Below are 11858 nucleotides of genomic sequence, written 5' to 3' on the forward strand. Positions count from 1 at the left end.
GCCTTGTTGACCCCCTCATGCGGCGTTTCGCCCCGCGAAATCACCACAGCGAAGCACTATGCGCGGCACGGACGTATAGACGTCCGTAAGCCGGCTCGGGCATGGTGAGGTGGTCACGGAATCAGGATAAAGGTATCAAACTTCATTTCATCGGGCGTTCCTGTATTGAACGGGGGGAACGTATCAACTGAGCGCCTGAAGGATTCATTCGTAAACTTTGTTTCCTTTGAAAAAGCTAAGAGTCTAAAAAAGGCTGTCGCTCGTCGAGGGGACGTAGTAGTTACCCACCGGGGTACCATTGGTCAAATTTCCTACATACCCGACAATTCTGCGTTCGACCGTTATGTCGTTTCTCAGAGCCAGTTTCGTGTTCGATTCACGAGCGAATCTGTAATTCCAGCTTGGGTTGTTTTGTATTTTCACTCAGAACGAGGTGTCAAGAGGCTACTGGATGGGAAGGGTCATACGGGTGTGCCTGCGATTTCATCTCCCACCAAGACATTCAGGGATTTATGCATTCCGCTTCCACCAGTCACTGAGCAAAAAGCCATCGTTGAGGCCTTGAGCGATTCGGATGCGCTGATCGAATCGCTAGAACAGCTCATCGCCAAGAAGCGCCAGATCAAGCAAGGCACCATGCAGGTCTTGCTGACCGGCAAGCAGCGCCTGCCGGGTTTTGCTGGTCGATGGGAGCGCGTTAGAGCTGGTGATGTCGGTAGCTTTCGCGGGGGAAACGGCTTCCCAATCGCGTTCCAAGGCGACGTGCTTGGTGATTATCCTTTCTTCAAAGTCTCTGACATGAATAACGATGGCAACGAAACCTTCATGTCAAATTCCAATAACTGGATTTCGGAGCGAGCAAAGAGGCGGCTTGGGGCGACGGTTTTTCCGGAGGGAAGCATCATATTTGCAAAGGTCGGGGCTGCGGTTTTTTTGGAGCGAAAGAAAATACTTGCGAAGCCAAGCTGCATTGACAATAACCTTGCCGCATTCGTGTTGGACAGGTCCCGCGCCGAAATTCGCTTCGTTCACCACGCGCTGCTTGAAACTAAGTTTGGATCGCTTGTGAGCACGACGGCGTTGCCTTCATTGAACGGAGCAGTCCTTTCGCAAATTCCTTTGGAATTGCCGCCATTGGCCGAGCAAGAAGCCATCGCGGAGTTCTTGTCCGACATGGACACCGAACTCGCCGAACTCGAAACCCGCCTCGCCAAGACCCGCCAGCTCAAGCAGGGCATGATGCAGGAGCTGCTTACCGGAAGGATCCGCCTCGTATGAAGAGCTATTACCGCGTGATGCTGGGACGCAAGAGCGTCCATGCCGGGGAATGTTTTCGCTGGCGGCTTTATCGGCGCCGACTACGGCATCGCACAGGATCTGTCGGGCCACTTGCCGGACGCGTGGCGCGAGTTCAACAAGGCGTTCATCCCGGTCTTCCTGGCCGGGCATCCGGACAAGACCAAGATCGGTGCCGGTCTTGCCTGTGGCGCGCTGTGGACGATCGCCAAGGGCATCGCCAAGGGCGACATCGTGCTGTGCCCCGACGGCGCGGGCAGCTACCGGGTCGGCGAAGTGGTGGGCGATTACACCTATGTGCCGGATGGGGTGCTGCCGCACCGGCGGGCGGTGCGCTGGCTGGACATCGCGATCGCCCGCTCGGCGATGAGCGAGGCCTTGCAGAACTCCACTGGATCGATCGGTACGGTGTCCAACGTCTCGGCGTATGCCGCCGAGATCGAGCGTTTTCTCGGCGAGGTCGCCCCGGTCACCGTGATTGCGACCGACCCGGTGATCGAGGACCCGCTGGCCTTCGCGATGGAAAAGCACCTGGAAGACTTCCTGGTGCGCAACTGGAGCCAGACCGAGCTGAGCCGCGACTTCGCGATCTACGAGGAGGACGGCGAACTCGTCGGTCAGCAGTACGCCACCGACGCCGGCCCGATCGACATTCTCGCCGTCAGTCACGACCGCAAGCGTCTGCTGGTGGTGGAGTTGAAGCGCGGTCGTGCCACCGACGTGGTGGTGGGGCAGACCCTGCGCTACATGGGTTACGTCACCGAGCAGATCGCCGAAGCAGGGCAGACGGTGGAGGGCGCGATCATTGCGCTGGAAGACGACCAGAAGTTGCGCTGGGCGCTGGCGGCGGTGCCGACGGTGTCGTTCTACCGCTATCAGGTGAGCTTCCGTCTGTTGAAGGGCTGAGGGCAGAGCGTGCGGGTCGCGCGCGTGCTGGCTTGGGCTGCCTTTCCAGTTGCTGCGGCGGGCCATTTCACTTGGCAAGCGGGCGGCGTAAAGATGTGCTGGCGTTCATGTTTGCGTAAACAATTGTTTTTTCAGGCCATGAAGCGATAGATTAAAGATCCTTGGTGGAGTCTTTACGGATAATCGCGCGCATGGCCCGCTTTGTTCACCACGATCTGCGGCTGCTGGACCCTGCGTTCAGCTCGCCGCTGCTGGATGTGCTCACCGAGCTGGAGCACCTGCGCCGGCTGGAGCTGCGTGGGACCACGCCTGTGCCGGTGTTCATGCAGCTGAAGGCGGTGTTCCACCTGCTGGAAAGCCTGGCCTCGGCGCGGATCGAGGGCAACCACACCACGCTGGCCGACTACGTGGAGCGCAAGGTGACCGGGGCCGGGGCCGGCGACGACGAGGCCCACGAGATCGGCAATATCGAAGAGGCCATGCGTGAGGTGGAGCAGGCGGTTACGCCGGGCCAGGCGATCAGCGAGCACATGATTCGCCAGTGGCACAGCATGACCGTGGAGGGGCTGGAGCGCGAAGGCGACCGCCATCCCGGTGCCTGGCGCACTGGGGGCGTGAAGATCGCCCAGGCCGAGCATCAGCCGCCCGACGCGATCGACGTGCCGGCCCACATGCAGGAGCTGGTGGCCTTCATCAACCGGGACGACCCGCCGAAGTACGACCTGATGAAGGTGGCGCTGGCGCATCACCGGTTTGCCTGGATCCACCCGTTCGGCAACGGCAACGGCCGGGTGGTGCGGCTGCTGACCTACGCCTTGATGATCAAGTACGGTTTCCGGGTACAGGCCGGTGGCCGCGTGCTGAATCCCGCCGCGGTTTTCTGCACCGACCGCGAGCGCTATTACGCGATGCTGGCTCAGGCCGACGAGGGCACGGACCAGGCTCTGGAGGCATGGTGCACCTATGTCCTCTCTGGCGTGCTGGTTGAACTGCGCAAGGTGGACAACCTGGCCGACTACGCCTACCTGACCCGCGAGATCCTGCTGCCGGCACTGAACCATGCCCGAGAGCGGCAGTGGATCACCGCGCAGGAAGAAGCCGTACTGGCCTTGACCGCCCGCAAGGGCGTGGTGAGGGCGGCGGACCTTTCCGACGCGATGCCAAAACTCAACGCGGCCCAGCGCACCTATCAGATTCGCAAGATGGTGCAGGGCGGCATGCTGCAGCCGGTGCAACCGAATGCGCGGCAGTACGTGCTGGGCTTTACCCACAACTACCTGCTGCGCGGGGTGATCCAGGCATTGACTGCGGCAGGCTTCATCCCTGCCAGCGTGAGTGCGCCGCCGGTGCGGGCATAAAGCGTTCGATAGGGGAACGACATGGATGACATCAGCAAGCCGGAGCGGGTGACCCAGAACCGCGTGGTGGCGCTGCTTCGCGACGAGCTGAAGTACCACTACCTCGGCGACTGGACCGAGCGCGAGAACACCCGCCAGATCGAGGACAGTCTGCTCAGCGACTGGCTGACTCGGCGTGGCTGTTCGCCGGCGCAGATCAATGCGGCGCTGTACAGGCTGCACACCGAGGCAGACAACCCCAGTCGCACGCTTTACGAGAACAACCGGGCGGTTTACCAGCTGCTTCGCTACGGCATACCCGTACAAACGCAAGTGGGGCACAACCACGAGACGGTGCACCTGATCGACTGGGGCAAGCCCGGGGCCAACGACTTCGCCATTGCCGAGGAGGTCACGCTCAGGGGCGGCTTTGAACGACGGCCGGATCTGGTGCTGTACGTCAACGGCATCGCCGTGGCGGTGATCGAGCTGAAGAGCAGCCGGGTGAGCATCGGCGATGGTATCCGGCAGTTGCTGTCCAATCAGCAGCCGGCCTTCAACGCCTGGTTCTTCAGCACGGTGCAACTGGTGTTTGCCGGCAACGATTCGGAAGGCCTGCAGTACGGCACCATCGCCACGCCGGAAAAGTTCTTCCTGAAGTGGAAGGAAGACGAGGCCGACGACAGCCGCTACACGCTGGACAAGTACCTGCTGAAGATGTGCCGCAAGGATCGGCTGATCGAGCTGATGCGCGACTTCGTGCTGTTCGACGGCGGCATCAAGAAAGTGCCGCGGGTGCACCAGTATTTCGGCATCAAGGCCGCGCAGCAGCATGCCGGTGAGCGCAAGGGCGGCATCATTTGGCACACCCAGGGCAGCGGCAAGAGCATCGTGATGGTGCTGCTGGCTCGCTGGCTGCTGCAGGCCAACCCGCACGCACGGGTGGTGGTGATCACCGATCGCGATGAGCTGGACAAACAGATCGAGCGGGTGTTCCGCGACGCCGGCGAAACGATCTACCGCACCCACAGCGGGCGCGACCTGATGCACCAGCTGGGTCAGGCCTCGCCGCGGCTGCTGTGTTCGCTGGTGCACAAGTTCGGGCTGGATGCGCGCGGCCGGAAGGACCAGGAGTTCGAGGCCTTCCTCGAGGAATTGCAGGCGCAGCCCAGCCCCACGGTGGGCGAGGTGTTCGTGTTCGTCGACGAATGCCACCGCACGCAGAGCGGCCGCCTGCACAAAGTGATGAAGGCCTTGATGCCCGACGCGGTGCTCATCGGCTTCACCGGTACGCCGCTGCTGAAGAAGGACAAGCAGACCAGCCTGGAAGTGTTCGGTGGCTACATTCACACCTACAAGTTCAGCGAGGCGGTGGCGGACGAAGTGGTGCTGGACCTGGTCTACGAGGCGCGTGACATCGACCAGAAACTGGGTTCGCCTGAAAAGATCGACCAGTGGTTCGAGGCCAAGACCCGCGGCCTCAATGACTGGCAGAAGGACGAGCTGAAAAAGACCTGGGGCACCTTGCAGCGTGTGCTGAGTTCGCGCTCGCGGATGGAGCGCGTGGTCGAGGACATGGTGTTCGACTTCAGCGTCAAGCCGCGGCTGTCCTCTGAGCGCGGCAACGCGATGCTGGTGGCGCGCAGCATTCTGGATGCCTGCAAGTACTTCAGCCTGTTCCAGAAGACCCCGCTGAAGGGCAAGTGCGCCGTGGTGACCTCGTACAACCCGCAGGCGCGCGATGTATCGCTGGAAGAGACCGGTGCCAACACCGATACCGACAAGCAGTTCATCTACAACACCTACACCGACCTGCTGGCGAACGTCGAGGCACAACCCGGGAAGAGCAAGACGGAGGCCTACGAGGATCGCGCCAAGAAGCTGTTTGTGGAGCAGCCGGCCAACATGCGGCTGCTGATCGTGGTCGACAAGCTGCTGACCGGATTCGACGCGCCGCCATGCACGTACTTGTATATCGACAAGTCGATGCAGGATCACGGTCTGTTCCAGGCGATCTGCCGTACCAACCGGCTTGACGGCGTCGACAAGGATTTCGGCCATATCGTCGACTACAAGGATCTGTTCAAGAAGCTGGTGAACGAGAAGGGCACGGGTGCGCTGCAGGTGTACTCTTCCGAACTGGATCACAGTGCTGGTGGTGCTGATCCGGAAGTCCTGATGCAGGATCGCCTGGAACAAGGGCGCGAACGGCTGGATGACGCGCTGGAGGCACTGGATTTGCTGTGCGAGCCGGTCCCTCCGCCGCAATCCGAGAAGGACTACATCCGCTACTTCTGCGGCAACACCGAAATCGCCAGTGACCTGAAGAAGTTCGAGCCGCGTCGGGTGTCGCTGTACAAGGCGGCCGTGGCCTTGCTCCGTGCCTACGGCAACCTTGCCGACGATCTGGTGGGCGCGGGTTACGACGGCGGTGCGATCGCCCGCATCAAGAGCGATGTGAAGCGCTACACCGACCTGCGCGAGGTGATCCGCCAGGCCAGCGGCGAAACGCTCGATCTCAAGCCGTTCGAAGCGGACATGCGTCACCTTATCGACACCTATATCGAGGCGAAGGCGCCGCGGAAGATCTCTCCGTTCGATGATCTCGGACTTCTGGATCTGATCACCCGCACCGGCATGGATGAAGCAATCAAGCAGCTGCCCGAGGGCATCAAGAGCAGCAAGGACGCGGTGGCCGAAACCATTGAAAACAACGTGCGCAGCAAGATCATCCAGGAGCACCTGAACAACCCGGCCTACTTCGAAAAGATGTCGGCGTTGCTGGACGAGGTGATCAAATTCCGCAAGGAGCAGGCCGACCGGTACGAGGAATACCTGAAGAAGATCGCCGACCTGATCGGCAAGGTGCAGGCCGGTCATGCGGAGGACACGCCGGAACCGCTCAAGCGCAGCGCGGGACTGCGCGCCATCTACGACAACCTGCGTTTGCCGCAGGCGCCTGCCGCTGCATTGAATCTTCAGGACGAGCAAGGCCCGTTGCCGATGCCGGACCCGAAACTGAAACTCGCCGTGGATATCGATGAAGCGGTAAAGCGGGAGCGTCATGCCGACTGGCGCGGCAACGCAGCCCGGGAGAACCACATCAAACGGGAAGCGCTGCTGCCCTTGCTCGGCAACGACGTCGCCGAGGTCGAGCGCATCTTCGACATCATCAAACAGCAGCCGGAATATTGATGGGTATGCGGATCGACCTTGGCGGCATCAGCGTCGACGTGGTGCGCAAGGACATCAAGAACGTCCATCTGGGCGTATACCCACCTGCCGGCAAGGTGCGCATCGCAGCACCGGCATGGATGGAGCTGGACACCATTCGTTTGTTCGCGATCGACAAGCTGGCCTGGATCAAGCAGCAGCAGAGGAAAATGCGCGCGCAGGAGCGCGAGACGCCACGCGAATACCTGGAGCGCGAAAGCCACTATGTCTGGGGGCGGCGCTACCTGTTGAACGTCGTGGAACAGGACGCCCGGCCATCGGTCGACTTGACCCATCGCTATTTGCGGTTACAGCTACGCCCCGATGCCGATATCGACAAGCGGGAGCATCTCTTGGCGGACTGGTATCGCGACCAGCTCAAGCAAGCGGTGCCAGCGTTGCTTGCCAAGTGGCAGCCGCTTATCGGCGTGCGTGCCGAACGTTTTTATGTCCAGCGCATGAAGACGAAGTGGGGTAGTTGCAATGCCGTCGCGCGCACCATCCGGCTCAATACCGAGCTGGCCAAGAAGCCGCCCGAGTGCCTCGAATACATCGTCGTCCACGAGCTGGTACATCTGCGCGAGCCGACCCACAATGACCGCTTTGTGGCATGGATGAACAAGCTGATGCCGCATTGGCACGATTGTCGCGACATGCTCAACCGATTGCCGGTGCGCAATGAGCATTGGGATTACTGAGCCGTGGTGGCACGCCGACAGCAAAACGAACAAGGCCCCGCATCGCGGGGCCTTGTTCATTTCAGGCGGCTCACTCAGTGCCTGCGCTGCTTCCTGATATGCCGGCTGTTACGGTTCTCCGCACGGTTGAGGCGGCGGGTTTTCTTCCGGGTGAGGTGGCCGTTGTGGCGTGCTTCGTCGGCGCTGGCGCGCTGGGCGATGTTGGCGGCGTGCTGCTGGTCGCGGGCGGCCTGCTTCTGCGTGATGCTGCCGTTGGCGACGCCCTTGTCGATGCGCCGCTGCTGGTTGTCGATGCGCTTGTTCACCTCGTTGACGCGCGGGTGGTGCGGCACGGTGCCGGTCTGCGTCGGATCGCGGCGAAGCGTTCAGCCTCGCGGCGATGCAGCGCGACGGGGCGCTGGGAGCGTGACTTCCGGCGGTGTCCGATGGCGGGTCCGACCCCGCACCATGGGCGGCATCAGGGGACATCCGTTTCCGTTTTCCCGGGGTCGGGCCGGCGCATGCCGGCTGCCGTCGCCCGGGTCCACCCATCAGGGAGTTGTCATGCGTCGATATCTCGTTTCCGCCATTGCGCTGGCCCTCGCCGGCGTGTCGGTGGCGCCACTCGCCGCCCAGGCCGGGCCGGCGCCGTTGCGCGAGGCCACCACCCAGCTGCCACGCGGCGTGGTGCCCACGCATTACGACGTGGCCATCGTGCCGCACGCGGACAAGCTCACCTTCGATGGCAAGGTCGCCATCACGCTGGACGTGCTCAAGCCGACCTCCAGCATCACGCTCAATGCCGCCGACATCACCTTCCACTCGGCCACGCTGACGCCGACCCGGCTGAAGATCGCCGTGCCCACGCCCACCGTATCGGTGGATGCCAAGGCGCAGACCGCCACGTTCACCCTGTCCCACCCGATCCCGGCCGGGCAGTACCGGCTGGCGCTGGACTACCGCGGCAGGATTGAGACCCAGGCCAACGGCCTGTTCGCGCTGGACTACGATACCAAGGCCGGCAAGAAGCGCGCGCTGTACACGCAGTTCGAGAATTCCGACGCGCGCCGCTTCATCCCGTCGTGGGACGAGCCGAACTACAAGGCCACCTTCGACCTCACCGCCACCGTGCCGTCGGACGAGATGGCGGTGAGCAACATGCCGATCGCCTCGCGCAAGGACCTGGGCAACGGCCTGTCCGAAGTGCACTTCGGACAGTCGCCGAAGATGTCCACCTACCTGCTGTTCTTCAGCGTGGGCGATTTCGAGCGCGCCACCAGGATGGCCGAGGGCACCGAGATCGGCGTGATCGCGCAGAAGGGCATGGTGGATCAGGCCGGCTTTGCGCTGGAGTCGTCCGCCGCCGTGCTGCACGAGTACAACGACTACTTCGGCGTGAAGTACCCGCTGCCGAAGCTGGACAACATCGCCGCGCCGGGCCAGAGCCAGTTCTTCTCGGCGATGGAGAACTGGGGCGCGATCTTCACCTTCGAATACTCGCTGCTGCTCAACCCCACCATCTCCACCCAGGGCGACAAGCAGCGCGTGTTCAACACCGCCGCGCACGAGATGGCGCACCAGTGGTTCGGCGACCTGGTGACGATGAGCTGGTGGGACGACCTGTGGCTCAACGAGGGCTTCGCCTCGTGGATGGCCGCGCGCACCACCGAAAAGCTGCATCCGGAGTGGCACACCAACCTGGATCTGGTCGGCACGCGCGAGGGCGCGATGTCGCTCGACGCGGTCGCCACCACCCACCCGGTGGTGCAGCACGTGGAGACGGTGGAGCAGGCCAGCCAGGCGTTCGACTCGATCACCTACTCCAAGGGCGAGGCGGTGATCACCATGCTGGAGGCCTACGTGGGTCCGGAGGCGTGGCGTACCGGCGTGCGCAACTACATCAAGGCGCACGCCTACGGCAACACAGTGTCCGACGACCTGTGGAAGTCGGTGCAGGCCGCCGCCGGCAAGCCGATCATGCAGATCGCCCACGACTTCACGCTGCAGCCGGGCATCCCGCTGGTCAACGTGCAGTCGATGGCCTGCAATGCCGGTTCGACCAAGATGCTGCTGAGCCAGGGCGAGTTCACCAAGGATCGCCCGGACAAGAAGCCGCTGCGCTGGCACGTGCCGGTGATCGCCCAGACCGTCGGCGGCAAGCCGGTCACCACCGTGCTGGACGGCAAGGGCATGATGACCCTGCCGGGCTGCGGCCCGGTGCTGGTGAACGCCGGCCAGGCCGGCTACTACCGCACGCTGTACTCGACCGCTGGCTTCGACGCGCTGAAGGGGGACTTCGCCAAGCTCAAGCCGATCGACCAGCTCGGCCTGATGGGCGACACCTGGGCGCTGGCGATGGCCGGCAAGGAGCCGGTGGCCAACGTGCTGGCGCTGGCACAGGCCACCCCGGCCGATGCCGATCCGCAGGTGTGGGGCGAGGTGGCCGGCTACTTCGACGCCATCGACAACTACTACGATGGCGACGCCGCGCGGCAGGAGCGCTTCCGCGCCTTCGCACGCGGTCGCCTGCGTCCGGTGTTCGCGCGCATCGGCTGGGAGGCCAGGGCCGGCGAGAGCGTGCCGACCACCCTGCTGCGCACCCAGCTGATCGGCTCGCTGGCCGACCTGGGCGACCAGGACGTGATCGCCGAGGCGCGCCGCCGCTTCGCCGCGCAGAAGACCGACCCCAAGGCGCTGCCGGTGGCGCTGCGCAAGACCGTCACTGCCATCGTCGCCCGCAATGCCGACGCCGCCACCTGGAACCAGCTGCATGCCGAAGCCAAGGCCGAGACCACGCCGCTGATCAAGGACCAGCTCTACGCCATGCTGTCGCTGGCCAAGGATGATGCGCTGGCACAGCGGGCGCTGGACCTGGCGCTCACCCCGGAGCCGGGCGCCACCAACAGCGCGGGCATGATCCGCATCGTCGCCTACCGTCATCCGGACATGGCGTTCGACTTCGCCGTGGCGCATCGCGGACAGGTGGACAAGCTGGTCGACTCCACCTCGGCCAGCCGCTACTACCCGGCGCTCGGCGCCAGCTCGATGAAGCCGGAGATGATCGACAAGATCAAGGCATACGCCGACGCACACATCGCCAAGAGCTCGCAGCGCGTGGCCAACACGGTGATCGCCAACATCAGATACCGCATGATGATCCGCAACGATCGCCTGCCCGACGTGGATGCGTGGCTGGCGAAGAACGCCGACTGATCTTCAGTTCGCCGCCTGGTTGAAACGAAGCCCCGCCCTGCGGGGCTTCGTTTTTTGGGAGTGGATGTGCGATGTGACCTTTGCGGAAGTGCGTGCGGTGGTTCCAGGACGCCGTTTCAACATCCGCCCGGAATCGCGCAGCCATCCTCAGGAAGGTTCCCTGACGGCAATGCGGTACATCCAATAATTCGCCCACACAACGCCCGAGGACCGAGCCGGTACGACCAGTACCCGCCGTTGAACTGCACAACGTCGGCGACGTGGAGCCGCGCACCGCCGCATGTGCCGGTTTCTCGCGCCATCCTTCACGCCGTCATTCCCGCGCACGCGGGAATCCATCCTGCTCGCAAGCGAATCTGCGCAAACGCGAGGCTCCGTGCATCAGAAGCACACCGCACTGACGCCGCGCGTACACAGGGTCTGGCTCAAAGGCCTCTATAGCGCGCCGGCGATTCGTTGACCTGCAGGTCGCCCGCCAGCACGAGTCGCGGCCTCAGCCAGTCGGCGAATTCCTGTTCGGTGAGGCTGCCTTCGGCGAGGGCGACCATGTTGACGTACTTCTCTTCGTCGCTCGCCTTCAATTCGGCATCGTTGAGAGCGAGGAATACGCGATAGCAGACGTGCGCTGTGCGCTTGTTGCCATCCATGAACGGGTGATTGCGGGCGAGACCGAATGCGAGGCTGGCGGCAAGGTCGGCCAGATCCGGCGGCGGATCACCGTAGCTGTGCCGCTGCTGGGGCCGCGAGAGGGCGGAGTCGAGCAGTCCGTCGTCGCGCACGCCGGGGATCCCGCCGTGTTCGGCGAGCTGGCGATCGTGGATGGCGAGGGCAAGTGTCTTTCCGATCCAGACAATCATGGCTCCGCTCCCGGCTTACTGTGCAAGCTTGTGCAGCACGAGGCGGTCTTCGCGCATGATCTTCTCGGCCACTTCCATCTGCTGCGCCAGCGTCGGATCAAACGCGGTCAGGCGCACACCGTCGGGCGTCTCGATGGCGTAGAGCTCGTCGCCTTTTTCCAGCCGCAGGCGGGCAAGCAGCTCCTTGGGCAGGATGACGCCGGCGGAATTGCCGATGCTGGTGATCTTGAGTTTCATGGCAGGCTCCACGTTTGGTTATAACGTATGTTATACGGCGTCCATCTGGCGGGACAACCGCTGCCAAGCAAGGAGTTGGCCGCCGAGGCCGGCATCAGCAGGATGCAGCTCCCGCTGTTGCG

Annotated in this window: 9 protein-coding genes and 1 pseudogene; 7 read left to right on the forward strand and 3 right to left on the reverse strand. The window is 63.1% G+C overall.

What is annotated here, in order from left to right:
• Window positions 1-165: 165 nt before the first annotated feature.
• The 6 genes and pseudogenes from ACO2Q2_RS13645 to ACO2Q2_RS13670 form a co-directional block, all read left to right on the forward strand.
• Window positions 166-549: pseudogene (locus ACO2Q2_RS13645) on the forward strand (restriction endonuclease subunit S); the annotation flags it as partial.
• Window positions 550-561: 12 nt separating this feature from the next.
• On the forward strand, window positions 562-1278 hold the full coding sequence (locus ACO2Q2_RS13650) for a restriction endonuclease subunit S (RefSeq protein ID WP_423256403.1): 717 nt from the start codon (window positions 562-564) through the stop codon (window positions 1276-1278).
• A gap of 39 nt (window positions 1279-1317) precedes the next feature.
• Window positions 1318-2202: an endonuclease NucS domain-containing protein gene (locus tag ACO2Q2_RS13655; protein ID WP_423256336.1), complete on the forward strand. Its 885-nt coding sequence runs from the start codon at window positions 1318-1320 to the stop codon at window positions 2200-2202.
• A gap of 191 nt (window positions 2203-2393) precedes the next feature.
• Window positions 2394-3560, forward strand: coding sequence for a Fic family protein (locus ACO2Q2_RS13660; protein WP_423256337.1), 1167 nt, complete (start codon window positions 2394-2396; stop codon window positions 3558-3560).
• A 21-nt stretch (window positions 3561-3581) separates the two neighbouring features.
• Window positions 3582-6734: a type I restriction endonuclease subunit R gene (locus ACO2Q2_RS13665; protein ID WP_423256338.1), complete on the forward strand. Its 3153-nt coding sequence runs from the start codon at window positions 3582-3584 to the stop codon at window positions 6732-6734.
• Window positions 6734-7450 (forward strand): M48 family metallopeptidase, encoded by a 717-nt coding sequence (locus ACO2Q2_RS13670; RefSeq protein ID WP_423256339.1) that lies wholly within the window; start codon window positions 6734-6736, stop codon window positions 7448-7450. The genes ACO2Q2_RS13665 and ACO2Q2_RS13670 overlap by 1 nt, the downstream gene beginning before the upstream one ends.
• A 74-nt stretch (window positions 7451-7524) precedes the next feature.
• Here ACO2Q2_RS13670 and ACO2Q2_RS13675 read toward each other — a convergent pair whose 3' ends face one another.
• On the reverse strand, window positions 7525-7782 hold the full coding sequence (locus tag ACO2Q2_RS13675) for a hypothetical protein (protein WP_423256340.1): 258 nt from the start codon (window positions 7780-7782) through the stop codon (window positions 7525-7527).
• Window positions 7783-7993: 211 nt separating this feature from the next.
• On the opposite strand from ACO2Q2_RS13675, the gene ACO2Q2_RS13680 reads away from it, so the two are divergent.
• Entirely contained in the window at window positions 7994-10642 is a 2649-nt protein-coding gene (locus ACO2Q2_RS13680; RefSeq protein ID WP_423256341.1) for a M1 family metallopeptidase, read from the forward strand.
• Window positions 10643-11067: 425 nt separating this feature from the next.
• On the opposite strand, the gene ACO2Q2_RS13685 is transcribed toward ACO2Q2_RS13680, so the two are convergent.
• Window positions 11068-11499: a type II toxin-antitoxin system death-on-curing family toxin gene (locus ACO2Q2_RS13685; protein WP_423256342.1), complete on the reverse strand. Its 432-nt coding sequence runs from the start codon at window positions 11497-11499 to the stop codon at window positions 11068-11070.
• A gap of 15 nt (window positions 11500-11514) precedes the next feature.
• Window positions 11515-11736: an AbrB/MazE/SpoVT family DNA-binding domain-containing protein gene (locus ACO2Q2_RS13690; RefSeq protein WP_404634392.1), complete on the reverse strand. Its 222-nt coding sequence runs from the start codon at window positions 11734-11736 to the stop codon at window positions 11515-11517.
• Between the last annotated feature and the right edge of the window lie 122 nt (window positions 11737-11858).

Origin of the sequence: Dyella sp. KRB-257 (assembly GCF_049445995.1) — a bacterium.
Taxonomy (GTDB): Bacteria; Pseudomonadota; Gammaproteobacteria; order Xanthomonadales; family Rhodanobacteraceae; genus Dyella_A.

What these genes read in the sequence shown, in the direction of transcription:
- ACO2Q2_RS13670 (WP_423256339.1), top strand. Translation starts at nt 6,734, where the DNA reads ATGGGTATGCGGATCGACCTTGGCGGCATCAGCGTCGACGTGGTGCGC.
- ACO2Q2_RS13690 (WP_404634392.1), bottom strand. Translation starts at nt 11,736, where the DNA reads ATGAAACTCAAGATCACCAGCATCGGCAATTCCGCCGGCGTCATCCTG.
- ACO2Q2_RS13685 (WP_423256342.1), bottom strand. Translation starts at nt 11,499, where the DNA reads ATGATTGTCTGGATCGGAAAGACACTTGCCCTCGCCATCCACGATCGC.
- ACO2Q2_RS13665 (WP_423256338.1), top strand. Translation starts at nt 3,582, where the DNA reads ATGGATGACATCAGCAAGCCGGAGCGGGTGACCCAGAACCGCGTGGTG.
- ACO2Q2_RS13680 (WP_423256341.1), top strand. Translation starts at nt 7,994, where the DNA reads ATGCGTCGATATCTCGTTTCCGCCATTGCGCTGGCCCTCGCCGGCGTG.
- ACO2Q2_RS13660 (WP_423256337.1), top strand. Translation starts at nt 2,394, where the DNA reads ATGGCCCGCTTTGTTCACCACGATCTGCGGCTGCTGGACCCTGCGTTC.
- ACO2Q2_RS13655 (WP_423256336.1), top strand. Translation starts at nt 1,318, where the DNA reads ATGCCGGGGAATGTTTTCGCTGGCGGCTTTATCGGCGCCGACTACGGC.